At 67.2% G+C, this 18,529-nt stretch carries 15 protein-coding genes; 8 read left to right on the top strand and 7 right to left on the bottom strand.

Annotated features, from left to right (window positions below; genetic code table 11):
- The first annotated feature begins 10 nt into the window (after positions 1-10).
- The 3 genes from AB7F11_RS00995 to AB7F11_RS01005 all read left to right on the top strand — a co-directional run bounded on the left by AB7F11_RS00995 (position 11) and on the right by AB7F11_RS01005 (position 2,074).
- On the top strand, positions 11-820 hold the full coding sequence (locus AB7F11_RS00995; RefSeq protein WP_428291467.1) for a thiazole synthase: 810 nt from the start codon (positions 11-13) through the stop codon (positions 818-820).
- Positions 817-1,734, top strand: coding sequence for a thiamine phosphate synthase (locus AB7F11_RS01000; RefSeq protein WP_428291460.1), 918 nt, complete (start codon positions 817-819; stop codon positions 1,732-1,734). The genes AB7F11_RS00995 and AB7F11_RS01000 overlap by 4 nt, the downstream gene beginning before the upstream one ends.
- 100 nt (positions 1,735-1,834) lie before the next feature.
- Positions 1,835-2,074, top strand: coding sequence for a SlyX family protein (locus tag AB7F11_RS01005; protein ID WP_428291461.1), 240 nt, complete (start codon positions 1,835-1,837; stop codon positions 2,072-2,074).
- 40 nt (positions 2,075-2,114) lie between these two features.
- On the opposite strand, the gene AB7F11_RS01010 is transcribed toward AB7F11_RS01005, so the two are convergent.
- The 3 genes from AB7F11_RS01010 to AB7F11_RS01020 are packed head-to-tail and all read right to left on the bottom strand — an operon-like array spanning position 2,115 to position 4,278.
- On the bottom strand, positions 2,115-2,852 hold the full coding sequence (locus AB7F11_RS01010) for an SDR family oxidoreductase (RefSeq protein ID WP_428291462.1): 738 nt from the start codon (positions 2,850-2,852) through the stop codon (positions 2,115-2,117).
- Positions 2,853-2,870: 18 nt separating this feature from the next.
- Positions 2,871-3,329: a carboxymuconolactone decarboxylase family protein gene (locus AB7F11_RS01015; RefSeq protein WP_428291463.1), complete on the bottom strand. Its 459-nt coding sequence runs from the start codon at positions 3,327-3,329 to the stop codon at positions 2,871-2,873.
- A 43-nt stretch (positions 3,330-3,372) separates the two neighbouring features.
- Positions 3,373-4,278 carry an RNA polymerase sigma-70 factor gene (locus tag AB7F11_RS01020; RefSeq protein WP_428291464.1) on the bottom strand — a complete coding sequence of 302 codons (906 nt, stop codon included), beginning with the start codon at positions 4,276-4,278 and terminating at the stop codon, positions 3,373-3,375.
- A gap of 177 nt (positions 4,279-4,455) precedes the next feature.
- Between AB7F11_RS01020 and AB7F11_RS01025 the strand changes: the two genes are divergently transcribed.
- Positions 4,456-7,524, top strand: coding sequence for a transglycosylase domain-containing protein (locus AB7F11_RS01025; RefSeq protein ID WP_428291465.1), 3,069 nt, complete (start codon positions 4,456-4,458; stop codon positions 7,522-7,524).
- Positions 7,525-7,593: 69 nt separating this feature from the next.
- Here the strand turns inward: AB7F11_RS01025 and AB7F11_RS01030 are convergent, their stop codons facing one another.
- Positions 7,594-10,650 (bottom strand): beta strand repeat-containing protein, encoded by a 3,057-nt coding sequence (locus AB7F11_RS01030; protein WP_428299804.1) that lies wholly within the window; start codon positions 10,648-10,650, stop codon positions 7,594-7,596.
- A 217-nt stretch (positions 10,651-10,867) separates the two neighbouring features.
- On the opposite strand from AB7F11_RS01030, the gene AB7F11_RS01035 reads away from it, so the two are divergent.
- Together AB7F11_RS01035 and AB7F11_RS01040 are read left to right on the top strand one after the other, a co-directional pair.
- Entirely contained in the window at positions 10,868-11,836 is a 969-nt protein-coding gene (locus tag AB7F11_RS01035) for a diacylglycerol/lipid kinase family protein (RefSeq protein WP_428291482.1), read from the top strand.
- Positions 11,833-12,627, top strand: coding sequence for a metallophosphoesterase family protein (locus AB7F11_RS01040; RefSeq protein ID WP_428291483.1), 795 nt, complete (start codon positions 11,833-11,835; stop codon positions 12,625-12,627). Before AB7F11_RS01035 ends, AB7F11_RS01040 begins: the two co-directional genes overlap by 4 nt.
- Here the strand turns inward: AB7F11_RS01040 and AB7F11_RS01045 are convergent, their stop codons facing one another.
- A complete protein-coding gene (locus tag AB7F11_RS01045; protein ID WP_428291484.1) occupies positions 12,628-13,149 on the bottom strand; it encodes a DUF962 domain-containing protein in 522 nt (173 codons plus the stop codon).
- Positions 13,150-13,232: 83 nt separating this feature from the next.
- Positions 13,233-14,036, bottom strand: a complete 804-nt coding sequence (locus AB7F11_RS01050) for a hypothetical protein (RefSeq protein ID WP_428291485.1) — start codon at positions 14,034-14,036, stop codon at positions 13,233-13,235.
- Between the two features lie 33 nt (positions 14,037-14,069).
- Between AB7F11_RS01050 and AB7F11_RS01055 the strand changes: the two genes are divergently transcribed.
- Positions 14,070-16,346, top strand: a complete 2,277-nt coding sequence (locus tag AB7F11_RS01055) for a helicase C-terminal domain-containing protein (RefSeq protein ID WP_428291486.1) — start codon at positions 14,070-14,072, stop codon at positions 16,344-16,346.
- Between the two features lie 3 nt (positions 16,347-16,349).
- Here AB7F11_RS01055 and AB7F11_RS01060 read toward each other — a convergent pair whose 3' ends face one another.
- A complete protein-coding gene (locus AB7F11_RS01060) occupies positions 16,350-17,660 on the bottom strand; it encodes a hemolysin family protein (RefSeq protein WP_428291487.1) in 1,311 nt (436 codons plus the stop codon).
- A 9-nt stretch (positions 17,661-17,669) separates the two neighbouring features.
- Between AB7F11_RS01060 and AB7F11_RS01065 the strand changes: the two genes are divergently transcribed.
- Entirely contained in the window at positions 17,670-18,509 is an 840-nt protein-coding gene (locus AB7F11_RS01065; RefSeq protein ID WP_428291488.1) for a symmetrical bis(5'-nucleosyl)-tetraphosphatase, read from the top strand.
- Positions 18,510-18,529: the final 20 nt, after the last annotated feature.

Raw genomic sequence — 18,529 nt, forward strand, 5'->3', positions numbered from 1 at the left:
CACCATGGACATGACCACCCCACTCACCCACGAAGACCCGCTGGTGCTCTACGGCGAGACCTTCGCCAGCCGCCTGCTGCTCGGCACCTCGCGCTACCCCTCGCCTGCCATGCTGGAAGCGGCGGTGAAACGTGCGCAACCCGCCATGCTGACGGCCTCGCTGCGGCGGCAGGGCGCGGCTCAACCCGAGGCCGGCGCCGCCTTCTGGAAGCTGCTGCAGGAGCTCGCCGTGCCGGTGTTGCCCAACACCGCTGGCTGTCACAGCACGCAAGAGGTCATCACCACCGCGCAGATGGCGCGTGAGGTGTTCGGCACGCCATGGATCAAGCTCGAACTCATTGGCGACGACTACAGCCTGCAGCCCGACACGCTGAACCTGGTCGACTGCGCGCGCCAACTCATCAACGACGGCTTCAAGGTGCTGCCCTACTGCACCGAAGACCTGGTGCTGTGCCAGCGCCTGGTGGACGTGGGTTGCCAGGCGGTGATGCCATGGGCTGCGCCCATCGGCACCGGCCGAGGTCCCGTCAACCCGTATGCCATGCGCCTGCTGCGCGAGCGCCTGGCGGTGCCGCTGATCGTGGACGCCGGTCTGGGCCTGCCCTCGCACGCCTGCACCGTGATGGAATGGGGTTTCGATGCCGTGTTGCTCAACACCGCCGTGGCACTGGCGCAGTCGCCGGTGGACATGGCAGGCGCGTTTGCCGACGCGGTGCGCGCGGGCCGCGCCGCCTACCGTTCAGGCGCCATGCAGCCGCAGGACAGCGCCCAGCCCAGCACGCCCGTGATGGGCACGCCCTTCTGGCACCACACGCCATGAGCAGCAACACGCCCTCCCGGCAGATGGCCGCCGCCATCGTCAATGCCCATCGCCATGCCCTGGCCTTGCCGGTGCAGCCGCATGCCGAACCCATGTCGGTGCAGACCGGTGACGCGGTGTTCACCGCCGCACTTGAGGCCGCTCAGGCGCTGGGCTTCGTGCCCGACGATGCGCTGTGCGTGGCGCGCGCGTGGTCGCGCCAGGTGCAGCGCACAGGCGCATTTGAACCGGAGCAATGGCCCGACGATCCGGTCGATTTCGGCATGGCGCCCTTCCCGCGTGCGGACGCGTTTGCGGAATGTCCCCAGGCGCTGGGTCTCTACGCCGTGATGCCCGATGCGGCGTGGACCGTTCGCATGGCACACGCCGGCGTGCCGACGGTTCAATTGCGCTTCAAGTCTCCCGATGCGTCGGCCATTCGTGCCGAGGTGCGCGCGGCCGTGGATGGTGTGCAGGGCACCGGCGCACGCCTTTTCATCAACGACCACTGGCAGGCCGCCATCGACGCCGGCGCCTATGGCGTGCATCTGGGGCAGGAAGACCTGCAAGCCATGACGCCGGCGGGCCTGGACGCGATCCGGAACGCCGGACTGCGCCTGGGCCTGAGCACCCACGGCTACGCCGAGATGCTGATCGCCGATCGACACAGCCCGAGCTACATTGCCATGGGCGCGGTGTTTCCCACCACGCTCAAACTCATGGCCACCGCACCGCAGGGCACTGGTCGTCTCCGTGTCTACGCCCGCCTGCTTCGAAGCTACCCCCGCGTGGCCATCGGCGGCATCGACCTGCAGCGCTTGCCGGGCGTGCTCGCCAGCGGGGTGGGTTCGGTGGGTGTGGTGCGAGCGCTCATGGCCGAACCCGACCTGGATGCGGCAGTGGCCACCTGGAACGCGGCGATCGCCGCTCGCTGAGCGCCGCGGCTGAGCCCGACTGCCGGCGCCAGCCGAATGAGGCCCTGCAGGGCGCCAGCGTGACGTCGCCGCGAGAATCGACATGGAGTCCAATACCCTCATGACGTCCCACACCACCCCATCTCCCCATGCCCACCACGTGGAGCAAAGGCTCACCGAGCTGGAAATCAAGGTCAGCTATGCCGACGACCTGCTCGACACGCTGAACCAGCAGGTCGCGCGCCAGCAGGACCAGATCGAGCTGCTGTTGCGCGAGGTGAGCCGGCTGCGCCAGCGTGGGGACATCGGCGAATCCCCCACGCAGCGCGACCCCCGCGACGAGCTGCCACCGCACTACTGAGCCGCACTACTGAGCCGCACGTACTGAGCCGCACGTCCTGCTACCCGAGCCATTGCGCCAGTGTGATTTTTCCCAGGCGGGCACCCGGACCGGGAACCAGGGTGCCATCGCCAATGTGCGAGCCGAAGTAGCGCGCATTCTCGTCGGTCACCACCTCTCGCGGGTCCTTGCGCGCCTGAAACACGCGCCGGATCAGGGCATCCAGCGGAATCGCCTCCGGTCCACCCACCTCGCGCATGCCGTTCACCGGTGGCTGCACCGCCAGGTCGGCCAAGGCGGCGGCCACGTCGGCGGAGGCCAGGGGTTGCAGCCGCGCCGATGGCAGGCGCACCTTCTGGCCATCGGTGTTCACCTGGGCGATGGGCATCAGAAACTCAAAGAACTGGGTGGCGCGCAGCAGGGTGTACGGCACCGGCCCGGCCTGAATCAACGCCTCCTGCGCCACCTTGGCGCGAAAGTAACCGCTGTCGGGCACACGCTCGGAGCCCACCACCGAGAGCGCCACGAAATGCTGCACGCCGGCCCGAGCGCAAGCGTCGAGCAGGTTGCGCGTGGACGAGCGGAAGAAGTGCATCACCGCCTCGTCCTCGAACGACGGGGAATTGGTCACATCCACCACCACCTGCGCACCGGCCAGGGCAGTGCTCAGCCCCTCGCCTGTGACGGCGTTGACGCCGCTCGAAGGCGAGGCGCGGGTCACGGCGTGGCCAGCCTGTTCCAGCAAATTCGCCAGTTGGCTTCCAATGAGGCCGGTGCCTCCGATGATCACGATGTTCATGGTGTTCTCCAGATGGGTTCAAACGATGTCTTTTTCCGGCACGGGCGCGCGCATGCCGATGGCCATGCGGTTCCAGGCGTTGATTTGCGCGATGGTCCAGCTCAGTTCAACAATTTCCTGGTCACTGAACTGGCCCTGAAGCCCAGCAAACTCGGCGTCGTGGCTGACTTGGTGGTCCACCAGACGGGTCAGGGTTTCCGCCCAGGCCAGGGCGGCGCACTCACGCTCGCTGTAAAGCCCGGCTTCGCGCCAGGTGACAAGGCTGCTGATGCGCTGCCAGGTCTCGCCGTGCTGCCGCAGGTCGCGCACATACATGTCGACGCAGAAAGCACAGCCGTTGAGCTGGGAAACGCGGGCTTTCACCAGCACCATGAGCAGGTGGCCGAGCGAGGAAGCCGCGGTGGTGGCGCCTACGGCGGCCATGGCGTGGTAGGCCTTGGGAGACAGGTCGGTCCAGGGAAGTCTTGGGGTGTTCATGGGTCTCCGATGAGGTGGTTGGGATACACACCTCACAAGACGCTCAGGACACGGGTTTTGTGACAGCCAGTTCGCGCCCCAGCGCGGCGGCGATGCGCGCGAGCTTGTCCGGGTTGCGCTGCACGTGCAGGCGCAGGATGCGCTGACCGTCGGTCTCGAACGATTGCGCCGACTCCAGGCCGCCGTCGATGAAGCGCAGCAGCCCCCATTGCCCGTTGAGCACCGCCACCTCGAAACGCACCGCCGCGCCGAAGCGCCGATGGGTGGCGTAGAAGAGCTGCGCGATGCGTCGGTCGCCGACGATGGGCACGCCGAAGCTGGGCACCTTGCCACCGCCGTCGCCGATGAGCTGCGCATCTTCGGCCAGCAGGCCCTGGAGCTCGTCGAAGCGGCCACTGGAGGCGGCTTCGGCAAAGCCGCGCAACAGGCGGAGCTGGTCCTCGCGCGAGACGATGTGGCGCGGCCGCTCGTCCTGCAGCTGCGCCTTGGCACGGTGCACGATCTGCCGACAGGCGCTCTCGCTTTTTCCCAGGGCCTGGGCCACTTCACCGTAGTCGGCGTCGAACACTTCGCGCAGCAGAAAGGCCGCTCGCGCTTCGGGCGCCAGGCGTTCCAGCAGGGCAAGGAAAGCCACCGACACGTCGTCCGCGCGTTCAAGCAGCTGCTCGGGCGTGACCGGCGATTCGGTCATCAGCGGCTCGGGCAACCACGTGCCCACGTAGTGCTCACGCTGCACCTTTGCGCTGCGCAGGCGGTCGATGGCCAGGCGCGTGGTGATGGTGACCAGCCAGGCTTCGGCATTGTCGATCTCGTCGTGGTGACTCTCATGCCAGCGCAGCCAGGCATCCTGCACCACCTCTTCAGCTTCGGCCGAGGAACCGAGCATGCGATAGGCGATGCCGTGCAGGCGTGGGCGCAGGCGGTGAAAGATGTCGGTGGGCATGTTCATCAGACGTTCGGGCGACCGGCTTTGTGACAGCCATCACAATACGCTCTGGTCGGTCGGAAGGGCGCAACCGCCTGTCCCGAGCCCGCTCGGCTGAGGCGCGACGACCGGGACAATGCTCAGACGCGATGGCGTCCGGCGAAGGAAATTTTCAGGTGTTTTGCATCCATGGGATTCACGATGTTCGAACACCGATTCGGTGAGGAGCCTTTCACGGCGGGTCTGGGCGATCCACCGGGCTACCAGCGTCCGAAACGCATGAGCCGCCGCTGGCGCGTGGCCCTGCTGGTCCTGCTGGCTTTGAGCACTGCGGGCGCCATGCTGCTGTGGCGCGAGGTGCAGTCCTCCCACTGGCAAGCGCGCGAACTCAATGGCTACGCCGCGAGCCTGAGGTACCACGTGGCCCCTGGGCCGGCGGAACACATCCGCTTTCCGAACGAGGGGCCGTTCGACGAGCGCCTGGGCTACGCCGCCATTCCGGGTTTCGCCGCACGCCTTCAGGAGCGCGGATTCGACATCGCCGCGCAGGCTCGCCACAGCAACGATCTGCGCGTTCATCTGGAACGCGGCTGGTTCGCCCCGTACGGCGAGAAGACGCACGCCGGCCTGACAGTGCTGGATTGCAGCCGCGAGACGCTGCACGCCTTTCGCTACCCTTATCGCCGCTTCGAGCACTTCGAAAACCTCCCGCCGGTGGTGGTGCAGGCCCTGCTCTTCATCGAGAACCGAGACCTGCTCGACACCGAACGTCCCGAGATGAATCCAGCGGTGGACTGGGTGCGCTTCACGCGTGCCGTGATGTCGCAACTGGGCAGCCAGATCGACCCGGACATCGACACCCACGGCGGCAGCACGCTGGCCACCCAGATCGAGAAATACCGGCATTCGCCTGGCGGCATCACGCACGATGCGCGCGAAAAGCTGCGGCAGATGATTTCGGCCTCGGTGCGGGCCTACCAGCAAGGCACGCAGACCATGCCCGCGCGGCGGCAACTGGTGCTCGACTACCTGAACACGGTGCCGCTGTCGGCTGCGCCGCGCCACGGCGAGGTGCACGGTCTGGGTGATGGCCTGTGGGTGTGGTTTGGCACCGATTTCGAACGCGCCCAGGCCTTGCTCGCGGGCCAGGCCGGCCCGTCAGGCGACACCGAGGCCCAGGCCCAGGTGTTGCGCCAGGCGGTGGCACTGATGATCGCGCACCGCCGCCCCTCCTGGTACCTCGGGCAGGGCCGCAAGGACCTGGACCAGAGCACAGACGCCCACCTGCGCCTGCTGGCTGCCGCCGGCATCATCGACACCGCCTGGCGCGATGCCGCGCTTAAGCAGACGCTCGTGTTCCGCGACATGGAGAAAGACCCGCCGCTGCTGCCCTCCACCGCCAGCAAGGGCACGACCGCCGTGCGCACCCGCCTGGCCGGCATGCTCGGCACCTCGCTCTACAACCTCGACCGGCTCGACGCCGAGGCCAGCACCACCTTGAACGGCAAGCTGCAGGAAGCGGTGAGCGAGTACCTGGGTCGCCTGGGCGATGCCGATTTCGCCAGCTCGCAACAGCTCATGGGCGATCGACTGCTGCAGCCCAACACCCTCTCCGAGGTGCGCTACAGCTTCACGCTGGTGGAGAGCACACCGCAGGGCAATCTGGTGCGCGTGCAGACCGACACCACGCAGCAGCCGCTGGACATCAACGAAGGCAGCAAGCTGGAACTGGGTTCCACCGCCAAGCTGCGGGTGCTGGCCACCTATCTGGAGCTGGTGGCCGAATTGCACGGCCGGCTGAACGGACTGGCGCCGGCGGCGCTGCGGGCCACCGAAGTCAGCCGGCAGGACAGCCTGGGCCGCTGGGCGGTGGATTACCTCAGCGGCCCCAACGACCCCAGCCTGGGTGCCATGCTGGAAGCCGCGATGGAGCGGCGCTTTTCCGCCGACCCGGGCGAGCAGTTCTTCACCGGCGGCGGCCTGCACAGCTTTCACAACTTCAACCGCTCGGACGATGCTCGCAACCCCTCGTTGCGGGAGTCCATGCAAGCCTCCATCAACCTGCCCTTCGTGCGCCTCATGCGCGAGATCGTGCGCCACACCATGTACCAGGTGCCCGGCAGCACGGCCAGGCTGCTGGAAGACGACCTCGATCCGCGCCGCGAAGCCTACCTGGCCCTTTTTGCCGACCGCGAAGGCCAGGCCTTTCTGCGGCGCTTCTGGCGCAAGACCGACAACCGAACGCCACAAGACCTGCGCGCCATGCTGCTCGACGGCCTGACGCCCAACGCCGATCGGCTGAGCGCGGTGTTCCGCTACCTGGAGCCGGAGGCCTCGGTGGAGGCACTGAGCGCTTTCCTGGCCACGCGCCTGGGTGACAACGCACCGCCGACCGACCGGGTGGCCACCCTGCACGAACGCTTCGCCCTCGACGCCTTCGACCTGCCCGATCGTGGCTATGTGGCCCGGGTACACCCCCTGGAACTCTGGCTGGTGGCCTACCGCCTGCGCCATCCCCAGGCTACCCTGAGCGAAGCCATCGCCGCCAGCGCAGGCGAACGCCAGGCGGTGTACCGATGGCTCTTCCGCACCCGCGCCAAGGACGCGCAGGACACCCGCATCTACACCATGCTCGAAGTGGAGGCTTTCCTGGAGATCCACCGCCGCTGGACGCGCCTGGGCTACCCCTTTGGCCACCTCGTGCCCTCGCTGGCCACCGCGCTTGGGAGTTCGGGGGATCGGCCCGCCGCGCTGGCCGAACTGATGGGCATCATCGTCAATGGCGGCGTGCGCCGTCCCATGCACCGCATCGCCGACCTGAAACTCGCCCAGGGCACGCCCTGGGAAACCGAGCTGAGGTCCATCCCGGCAGAGGGCGAAAGGGTCATGCCCCCCGAGGTGGCCCAGACGCTGAAAAAGGCCCTTTCGGAAGTGGTGGAAGCGGGCACGGCACGGCGGCTGGCCGGCAGCTTCCAGAGCAAGACCGGCGAAGACCTGTCTCCCGGCGGCAAAACCGGCACCGGCGACAACCGCGTGGTGGTGAAGGGCCGCAGCGGCCAGGCCATGAACCGCACGGCCACCTTCGTTTTCTACCTCGGGCCCCGCCACTTCGGCACCATCACGGCCTACGTGGTGGGGCCCGACGCCGCGCAATACCGGTTCACCTCTGGCCTGCCGGTGCAGATCCTGCGGTCCATGGGCCCGGTGCTGCTGGCCCACCTCGACGGCCGCCCGGACAGCGGGTGTCCCGCGAACCCTGGCAGTGGATGAACACGATGTATGGCTGGGAGCCCGTGCAGACGGCCGAGCCGCAGGCGCCCGCCGAGCCGCATGGCTTGCTCACATCACCACCGCCGTGTAGGTGATGTCCACATCCACAAGCAGTTGCGCCAGCGTGCTGGCCGCCGTGCTGTTGTAGACCGCATAGGTTTGCCCGCCATAGCTCACGGTGCCACCGGTGTCGGTCCAGCCGCTGGAGGTGACGCTATCGCCCGCATCACCGTCGATCACCAGCTGGTGGCGCTGCACGCTCGCGCCCAGCCCCGTCCAGCCATTGCCGTCGTTGAACTGGTTCATGCCCGCCATGTCGAGCACGTCGCCCACCGAGAGGTTCAGGGTGTTGTTGCCGCTGCCGGTGATGAGGTTGATCTTCTCGATGCTGGCGATGCGGCTGCCGGTCTCGGGGTCGCCGGCGGCCTGGTTGGCGATCTGGGTGAGGTCGAGGGTGACGTTTTCTCCGTCGATGGCCAGGGTGTCGATGCCGCCGCCGCCGTCCACGCGGGCCAGGCGGCCATCGGTGAGGCCTTGGGAGAGGTGGGCGATGTTGTCGGCGTTGAGCACCAGGGTGTCGTTGCCGGCCCCGCCGTAGAGCACGTCGGCACCGCCGTTGCCGGTGAGGGTGTCGTCGCCTGCGCCGCCCAGGGCGGTTTCGCTCTCGGTGGTGCCGCTCCAGGTGTCTGGGTCGCTGGTGCCGGCAAAGTCAAAGGGCAGGGCGGCTTCGCCACCCAGGGCCACGTCGCCCAGGTTCACGGCGGCGGTGTCGGTCTTGCCGAAGATGACGTAACTGCGGCCGGCATATTCGCGATCCGTTGCGGGGGCGCCCCCTGGCGCCCCCACGATCAGATCGGCCAGGCCGTCGCCGTTGACGTCGCCGGCGGCGGAGACGGACCAGCCACTGTTGTCATAGTCTGACTGCCCGTTGATCACGAAGCCGCCGCCCGTGCCGGCTTCGATGACCGAGAGCTCCACCGCCGTGCCGCCCGTCTGGCCGAACACCACGTAGCTGCGCCCGGCATATCCTTCTGCATACCGCGCCCCCACAATCAAATCGGCCAGGCCGTCGCCGTTCACGTCGCCCGCAGAGGAGACGGAATAGCCGCTGTAGTCATTCGCTGACTGCCCGTTAATCACGAAGCCGCCGCCCGTGCCCGCTTCAATGGTCGAGAGCTCCACCGCCGTGCCGCCCGTCTGGCCGAACACCACGTAGCTGCGCCCGGCATGGGTGCCTGCAGCTGGGACGCTTTGATACGCCCCGACCATCAGGTCCGCCAGGCCGTCGCCGTTCACGTCGCCGGCGGAGGAGACGGAATAGCCGCTTTGGTCCCCCTCTGACTGACCGTTGATCACGAAGCCGCCGCCCGTGCCGGCTTCGATGGTCGAGAGCTCCACTGCCGTGCCGCTCGTCTGGCCGAAGACGACGTAGCTGCGACCGGCATCGGTACCTCCTGATGCCGGGTCGCCGCGGTAAGCCCCCACAATCAAATCAGCCAGGCCGTCGCCGTTCACGTCGCCGGCGGAGGCGACGGAAATGCCGCTGTTGTCAGCGTCTGACTGTCCGTTGATCACGAAGCCGCCGGTCTGGTTGTCGGCAATGTCGGACAGCTCCACCGGCGTGCCGCCCGCCTTGCCAAACACCAAGTAGCTGCGACCGGCCTCCGTCATGCCCGCAGGATCGCTTCGGTAAGCCCCCACGATCAGGTCGGCCAGGCCGTCGCCGTTCACGTCGCCGGCGGAGGCGACGGAAATGCCGCTGTTGTCATAGTCTGACTGCCCGTTGATCACGAAGCCACCGGTCTCGTTGTCGGCAATGTCGGACAGATCCACCGGCATGCCGCCCGTCTTGCCGAACACCACGTAGCTGCGACCGGCCTCCGTCATGCCCGCAGGATCGCTTCGGGAAGCCCCCACGATCAGGTCGGCCAGGCCATCGCCGTTCACATCGCCGGCGGAGGAGACGGAATTCCCGCTCAAGTCCAACGCTGACTGCCCGTTAATCACGAAGCCGTTCATGCCAGCGGCAACGTCCGAGAGCTCCACCGCCGTGCCGTCGGCCTTGCCGAACACCACGTAGCTGCGCCCGGCATAACCTGCTGCATATTCCGCCCCCACGATCAGATCGGCCAGGCCGTCGCCGTTCACGTCGCCGGCGGACGAGACGGACCTGCCACTCGCGTCCCCTGCCGACTGCCCATTGATCACAAAGCCCATCGCCGGAATCACCGTCACCACCGTGGTGCCCGAGGCCTCGCTGACATTCCCCGCCAGGTCGGTGGCAATGGCGCGCACCTTGTGGCTGCCCAGTGCCAGGCTGGTGTCGATGCTGTAGGTCCCGCCCGTGGCCACGCCCGTGCCCAGCTCCTCGCCTTCATCCATCACGCCGTCTTCGTCCAGGTCGACAAACAGTTGCACCGTGGCGCCCGCTTCGGCCGTGCCGCTGAAGGTCAGGCCGGTGGTGTAGACCGTGATGTCGTCGGTGTCGCTCGTCCCGCTGTCGTCTTCGGCGGCCAGGTCGGGCGCGCTCGGTGGGGTGGGTGGGGTGGTGTCGCCCGGTGTGCCGCCACCGGAACCACCGCCTGAGCCGCCTCCACCCCCCATGGCGGCCGCCAGGCCCACGCCTGCCAGCCCCAGGCCCCAGCCGGAGCCTGAATCCCGCACCACGGGGCAGGCGTTGTCGTCGCCCTTGCAGGTCTGATCACCGGACTTGGCCTCCGGCTGCGTGCTGTCTGCGGGCGCTTGCGCCATGTGAACTTCAGCCAGTGTGGCTGAAGCCACCTCTGCGCTGGCGGCGGCCACCTGCAAGTCGGCCGGGGCCTCTTTGGGCGTCTCCTGCCCGGCCCGTTGCGCTGTGTCGTCCGTGCTGTCGGTGCCGTCGGTTCCGTCTGCGTTGTCCGGGCTCGCCTGCGGCGGCGAGGCCTGCGCTTCAAGGTCTTGCACGATGTATTGCTTGCCCTGGGCGTCCACCACGATCAGTACCGCACCCTGCCGGAACGAGGTGACACCGGGCAGGCTGAGCAGTTTCCTGGCCTCTTGAGCGGACAGCACGGCCGGCGTGTCGTGCCTGCCGGCTTCGGTGGCGTGCTGCTGCGGGAGGCCGGCCTGGGTGGCGGGGCTGTTCATGGGGTTTCCTTCTTCCGGTGATCTGAGAGGAGCGGATTCGGGATAGCGCATTTCTTCGACACGCGCAGTGGCCCTGACCTTGCTCGTTCCGAGATTAGGAAAGCGGATCAACCCAGGGGAGAAAAGGCACCAAGCGCCAGAAAAATGGCGCGAATCACCCGAAGGAGGCGTGAAGTGGGTGCATCTGGCCCGAACAGCACGGGCTAAACTGGCCCGAATGGCCTCTCCGCCCGATCTCGATCCCACCGCCACACTGCGCTTCATCGTCAACGGCCATTCCGGCAGCCAGGACGGCGAGGGAACGCGTGAGGCCATCGAGTCCACGCTGAAGTTTGCTGGCCGGCCCAGCGAAGTCATCTATTGCCAGCCTGGCGAACTGCCGCGCGTGGCAGCGAAGGCCGCCAAGCAGGCGCTGGCCGAGCGTTCCGCCATCGTGGCCGTGGGGGGCGACGGCACCATCAACGCCGTGGCCCGGGCCGCGCACGCCTCGGGCTGCGCCATGGGCGTGATTCCACGCGGCACCTTCAACTACTTTGCCCGCACGCATGGCCTGCCGCTCGACGCGGCCAAGGCCACCGCGCAACTGCTGGAAGCGAATCCCGTGCCGGTGCAGGTCGGGGCCATCAATGAACAGGTGTTTCTCGTGAATGCCAGTGTGGGCCTGTACCCTCAATTGCTGGAAGACCGCGAGGCCTGGAAATCGCGCTTCGGGCGCAACCGGCTGGTGGCGCTGGGAGCGGCTTTCGCCACCTTGATGCGCACACCCAACCGCCTGAAGCTGAACATCGAGCTCGAAGGGGTCAAGCGCGAGGTGCGCACGCTCACGCTGTTCGTGGGCAACAACCGCCTGCAACTGGAACAACTGGGAGTGCAGTCGGGTGAACACGATGGCGACGCCACCGACACGGGCCGAGTGACGGCCGTGGTGCTCAAGCCCATCGGCACACTGGGCATGCTCGGCCTCATGCTTCGTGGCGCACTGGGTTCACTGGGCGACGCCGAGGGCATCGAGCACTTCGAGTTTGACGAGATGGTGGTGAAGCCGCCGCGCATGATGCAACTGCGACGCATGAAGGTGGCGTTCGACGGCGAGGTGGCACGCATGAAACCGCCGCTGCGGTTTCGCGTGATGCCCGAACCGTTGTACCTGCTCAAGCCGGGCACCACCGCAGAGGTCGCGGCTTGAGCGCCATCCTGCAAATCTCCGATCCGCATTTCGGCACCGAGGTGCCTGAGGTGGTGGAAGCTCTGGCGCGGCTGGCCTCCCAATTGAAGCCGGATCTGGTGGTGCTCTCGGGCGACATCACCCAGCGCGCGCGTGGTAGGCAGTTCAAGGCGGCAAAGGCTTTCGTGAGTCGCATCGACGCGCCGCTGCTGGCGGTACCCGGCAACCACGACATTCCTTTGATGAACCTTTGGGCGCGGCTGGCGCACCCCTATGCGAATCACCAGAGGTCATTTGGTCGGGAGCTTGAGCCTGCGTTCGAATCCCGCGACCTGATGGTGCTGGCGGTGAACACCACGCGCGCGCTGCGCCACAAGAACGGCGAGGTGTCCTTCACCCAGGTGCAGCGCGTGGCAGAGCGGTTGAACAAAGCCCGTGCCGATCAGCTGCGCGTGGTGGTGGTGCATCAACCCATTGAAGTGATGCGACCGCAGGATGAACCGGATCGCCTGATCGGCCACACGTCGGCGCAGCAGGCCTGGGCGGCTGCGGGTGCCGACATCGTTCTGGGCGGTCACATCCATCTGCCGTATGTGCTGGCCCTGCCGGGTCTGGCGCGGCGCATGTGGGCGGTGCAAGCGGGCACCGCCGTGTCAAGCCGTGTGCGGCGTGGCGTGCCCAATTCGGTGAACGTGTTGCACTGGTCGGCCGTTGATGGCGTCTGCGTGGTCGAACAATGGGACCACGCAGCATCGAATCAGGCCTTTGAACTGCAGCTCGCGACGCGCCTCGACGTGGCGCGTGCCACCTGATCATTTCGCCAGCGTGCGGCCCGAATGCACCGCGCCCGCGCGCGACTCGATCACGGTCTCCACCTCGCGGCGCCAACCCAGCAGGAAACCGAATTCGGCGACCACGAAAAGCGGACCGATGATCAGGCCCATGATGTCGTCGACAAAGGCAGGCTTGCGGCCTTCGAAGATGTGGCCCACGAACTGGATCACCCACCCCACGACGAACAGGCCCACGCCCAGCGTGGCCCAGGTGCCGGTGGACATGGGTGCGGTGGCATGGGCGAACGCCAGGCAGGCCGCGAGCAGCACGCCCATGACCGCGCCGTAGCGAAGGTCCAGCCGCAGGTAGTACCAGGTGGCGGTGATCACCGCGAGGGTGGCAGGCGTCAACGACAGTCCGCCCACATCGAACACGGGGCGCGCCAGCAGCACCACGACCGCGAGCACGATCACGGGAATGCCGACGAAGTGCGTGAGGATGTTGCGGCGGTCGCGGTGGTAGGCGGCGTAGTTGCTCAATTGGTCGTTGAGGGTCTTCATCATGTGTCTCCTGCAAACTCGGCACAGGAGAACATCATCGCCAGAGTCGCCCGGGCACGCCAGCGGAAAAGCACGAACGCCCGTCACAACAGCGACTGCGCGTCGTCCTCCAGGCGCACGGCCGGCCCGGTCCGCGCCAGCGCCATCCACACGTGGAACGGCAATTGCGCCATGGCGCGGCGTGGCGCCTCACGGGCCACGACCAGCCGCTCGCCTTCGAGTTGCAGCACGCCACATTCGGGCGGCACCTCTTCCGGCTGCGCAATCGGACGCCCCCTGGCATCCTGCCCGAGCACGTACCAGCAGGCGCTTGCCAGACCCAGGTAGGCCGCGCGCTTGGCGGGCCGCCGCAGGTCGCCCAGCAGATCGGCGCGGCTGACCTTGATTTCGTGCACCACGGGCTCCAGGTAGGCCTCCACCGTGGTGTGGCGCACCGAGAACACATCAGGACTGGCCATGCACCAGACATGGCCCGGTGCGGAAGCCACCGGTCCGGATTCGAAAGCGGCCAGCTGATGCAAAGGTGCGCCGGGCAAATTTTCGCGTGCCTCGACCTCGAACAGCTCGCGTGGCAGGGGCACACGCAGCATCAGGCCGCGCCAGGTGAGCCGACCAGCCTGCGCCATGGCCACCGCCACACGCTCCACCAATGCCTCGTGTGGCGTGCGCACGGCCTTGTTGTGCGCAAACACCTCGGCCAGGCACCGGATGCCCGCGTCGCTCACGCGCAGGGTCTCGCACCCATCGGGCGCGAGCCGCCGTTCCAGCAGGCCGGCGGCGAGCAGTTCCACCTCCAGCATGTCGTGGCAAGGCCAGCCCGCAGAGCGGTGGATTTCGCGCAGGCGCCGATGGTGGCGTCGGGTGAGGGAAGCGGTGCTGGCGTCCATTCACTGACTATATATCCAGTACGATGCCGCGTCATGCCCGCCGTTCCAATGCCCGACGAAATGCCTGCGCCCACCGCGGTGGCGGTGCGCGTGTTGTGCGCGTTCGCGGCCAAGACCGGCGACCTTGACCTGCGCTTCACCCCCTCGCCGAGCGCACAGGAAGGCATCCTGGGTCACGACACCGTCACGGCCCGGCGCGGTGCGGGCTACCAGCGCGAGGTCTCGCTCAGCGCGCGCTGCGGCGAGCTGCTGGTGCAGGGCCGCGCCGACGGCTTCGACCCCGCCATCCCGCGCCTGGAAGAGATCAAGACCCATCGGGGTGAGGCGGATCACATCCCCGACAACCACCGCGCCCTGCACTGGGCACAGGCCCGCGTGTACGGCTGGATGCTGTGCGAGCAGCTCGGCCTGGATCGCATCGAATTGGCGCTGGTGTACTTCAACATCGACACCGCTCAGGAAACCGTGCTGCCGGTGTGGCACAGCGCAGTGGAGTTGAAGGCCTTCTTTGAAACGCTGTGCGCCCGCTTCGCCGACTGGGCCGGTGCCGAACGCCGCCATCGCATCGCGCGCGACCAGGCTTTGCAGGCACTGGCATTTCCGTTCCCGGCGTTTCGGCCCGGCCAGCGCGAGATGGCCGCCGCCGTGTACCGCGCCCACGGCTCGGGGCGCCACCTGCTCGCGCAGGCGCCCACCGGCATCGGCAAAACCATGGCCACACTGTTCGCGGCGCTTCGCGCTGCGCCGGCGCAAGGCACGCACAAGCTGTTCTACCTGACGGCCAAAACCCCAGGCCGCCGGCTGGCCCTGCACGCGCTGCAGCACCTGAAAGTTCAACCGCTGCGCGTGCTCGAACTGGTGGCCCGCGAGAAAGCCTGCGAGCATCCCGACAAGGCCTGCCACGGCGAGTCCTGCCCGCTCGCACGTGGCTTCTACGACCGCCTGCCGAAGGCCCGCGAAGATGCGGCACAAGCGGGCTGGCTGGACAAACCCTCGCTGCGCGACATCGCGCTGAAACACGAGGTGTGCCCCTACCACCTGGGCCAGGAGGTGCTTCGCTGGAGCGACGTGGTGGTGGGCGACTTCAACCACTTCTTCGATCTCAGCGCCAGCACCTGGGCCCTCACGGTGAACGATGAATTGCGCGTGGGCCTGCTGGTGGACGAAGCGCACAACCTGATCGAGCGCGCACGCCAGATGTACAGCGCCGAGCTGCGACCGGTGGTCTTCCAGACGGTGCGCAAGTCGGCCCCCGCCGCGCTGAAGAAGTCGATGGACCGGCTGCACCGGCAATGGGGGGCACTGGCCCGTTCGCAGACGCAGGACCACGAGGTGTTGCCCGAGCTGCCCAGTGCTTTCATGGGCGCGCTGCAGCGCCATGGCGCCGAGCTCTCGGACCACATCGCCCAGGAACCGGGCGACACCCACGGCGACCTGCAAGCCTGGCTGTTCGAGGTGCTGCATGTGTTGCGCGTGGCTGAGGTGTTCGCCGACCACTCCATGGTCGATCTCACGCGCACGCCGCCGATGCGTGGCCGCGCGCGCATGCCCACGCTGAACATCCGCAACCTCGATCCGGGCCCGCTGCTCAAGCCCCGCTGGGAGGCTGCGCACAGCGCGGCGCTGTTTTCGGCCACGCTTCGCCCCATGGACTACGTGAGCCAGTTGCTAGGCCTGCCCGAGGACACCGCACGGCTGGAAGTGCCTTCACCCTTCGATCCTTCCAGGCTGCGCGTGCGCATCGCGCAGGACATTTCCACGCGGTACCACGACCGCACCGCCTCGCTGGACCACCTGGTCAACGCGATGGCCATGCAATATGCCGAACGTCCCGGCAACTACCTCGCCTTCTTCAGCAGTTTCGACTACCTTGAGCAGGCGTTGGACCGGTTGAAGCAACGGCACCCGACCATTTCCGTGTGGGCGCAGTCGCGCGCCATGTGCGAGCCCGATCGCGAAGCCTTCGTGGCCCGCTTCGCCGAGGAAGGCCAGGGCATCGGTTTCGCGGTGCTGGGTGGCGCCTTTGGCGAAGGCATCGACCTGCCGGGCCGCAGGCTGATCGGCGCCTTCATTGCCACGCTCGGCCTGCCGCAGTGGAATGCGGTGAACGAGCACCTGCGCCTGCGGCTGCAGGCTCGCTTCGGACAGGGGTACGACTATGCCTACCTCTTTCCCGGCCTGCAGAAAGTGGTGCAGGCCGCTGGCCGCGTGATTCGAGGACCACAGGACGAAGGCGTGGTGGTGCTGATGGACGATCGTTACCGCCGTCCCGAGGTACGGCGACTGTTGCCCGCCTGGTGGGGCCTTTGAAACTCAGATGCCTGCGTCGATCGCTGGGTCGATCTCCGGCAGGCGCGAAATCAGCACCTGGTCGATGCGCCGGCCGTCGAGCACCAGCACCTCGAAACGCCAGCCCGCACAGTCCACGCTGTCTTCCTTTTCCAGCAGGTCGCCCGCCACGGTCTGCATGAGCCCGGCCACGGTGTTGTAGCGGCCCTTGTCCTCATCCGGCAGCTCTTCAATGTCCAGCCGAGACTTGAGTTCGGCCACTGGCATGGCGCCGTCCACCAGCCAGGCACCGTCTTCGCGTTGCGTGGCCCAGGCATCCACCGCCGCGCGTGGCGAGAGTTCACCGGTGATGGCCTCCAGCATGTCCAGCGGCGTGAGCAGGCCCTGCACCACGCCGTATTCATCCACCACGAACACCATGCGCGTGGCGCGCTCTCGGAACTGCTCGAGCAACTCCATGCCAGAGAGCGTCTCCGGCACGAACACGGCAGGCTGCACATGGCGCATGAGCGGTTCGTTGTCGCCCTCGGCTTGCAGCGCCAGCATGCGAGGCAGGTGAATCACGCCGACCACGTCGTCCAGGCCGCCCCGGCACACCGGGTACCACGAATGGCCAGTGGTCCAGGCTTTCTGCACCGCGATGTCGATGCTGTCCTGCGCATCGAGCCACTTGATCTCGGAATGAGGAACCATGATGGAGGTGAGCTGCCGGTCGTCGAGCAGGAACACGTTGCGCACCATCTGGTGTTCGTGTTCTTCGATGATGCCGGCGTCCACGCCCTCCTCCAGGCTGGCGTTGATCTCCTCCTCGGTCACGTGCTGCACCGCGTTGGTGTCGATGCGCAGCAGCTTGAGCGCCCATTGCGTGGTGTGCGTGAGCAGCCACACAAACGGCTTGGCGGCCTTGGCCACGAAGGCCATGGGCCGAGACACCCAGCGCGACACCGCTTCCGGGTAGAGCTGCCCGATGCGCTTGGGCACCAGCTCGCCAAACACGATGGTGATGAAGGTGATCACCACCACCACGATCCCGGTGGATAGAACATTGGCGGTGGCCACCGTGAAACCGTGGCCCTCCAGCCAGCGCCCCAGGTCGTCGCTGAAGGCGGCCTCGCCCACGATACCGTTGAGCATGCCGATGGAGGTGATGCCGACCTGCACGGAGGAAAGGAACTGCGTGGGATTTTCCAGCAGCTTGAGCGCGGTGATCGAACCCTTGTCGCCGGCCTCGGCCATCGCCGCCAGGCGTGCCTTGCGGCTGGAGGCCAGGGCCAGTTCGGACATGGCGAACGCGCCGTTGAGCACGGTGAGAAAGACGATGAGCAGGATATCCATAATGCGTGGATGTCAATTTACATGATCGGTGACGTGCAGGGCTGCGACACGGCGCTGGGCCACCTGCTCGACAAAATCGGCTTCTCGCCCAGCCGCGACACGCTGTACCTGCTGGGGGATCTGGTGAACCGCGGTCCGGAGTCCCTGGCGGTGATGCGCCGCCTGATGGCGCTCGGCACCTCGGCGCACTGCCTGCTGGGCAACCACGACCTGTTTCTGCTGTCGGTGGCGCACGGCGTGCGCAGGCTGCATCGCAGCGACACGCTGGACGACATCCTGAGCGCACCAGACCGCGACACCTTGCTGGACTGGCTGCGCACGCGGCGCATGGCGATCCATGCGCACGGCTGGCTCATGGTGCATGCCGGTGTGCTGCCGCAATGGGATGTGCATCGAACCTTGGCGCTGGCTGACGAACTGCACGCGGTGCTGCAAGGAACGGACTGGGTGGGTTTCCTGCACACGATGTACGGCAACGAACCAGCCCTGTGGAGTGAATCGCTCAGCGGCACTTCGCGCTTGCGCGTGGTGGTGAACGCGTTGACCCGGCTTCGCTTCTGCACCGCCCAGGGCGTGATGGAGTTCGAAGTCAAGAGCAGCGCGGCCGTGCCGCCCGAAGGCTTCATGCCGTGGTTCGACGTGCCGGGCAGGCGCACCGAGGGCGTGCCGATCGCGTTTGGACACTGGTCCACGCTGGGCACAGTGGACCGGGCGAACCTGCAGGCGCTGGACACGGGGTGTGTGTGGGGCGGATGCCTCACAGCCGCTCGCATCGACGAACAACGTCCGGGCGAAGTGGAAAGAATTTCGGTGCGCTGCGAACAGGCCAGCAGGCCCGGCAAGCGTTGAGGCAAGGGCGGCGGCGAGGG

It is taken from the genome of Hydrogenophaga sp., from assembly GCF_050250835.1.
Taxonomy (GTDB): Bacteria; Pseudomonadota; Gammaproteobacteria; order Burkholderiales; family Burkholderiaceae_C; genus Hydrogenophaga.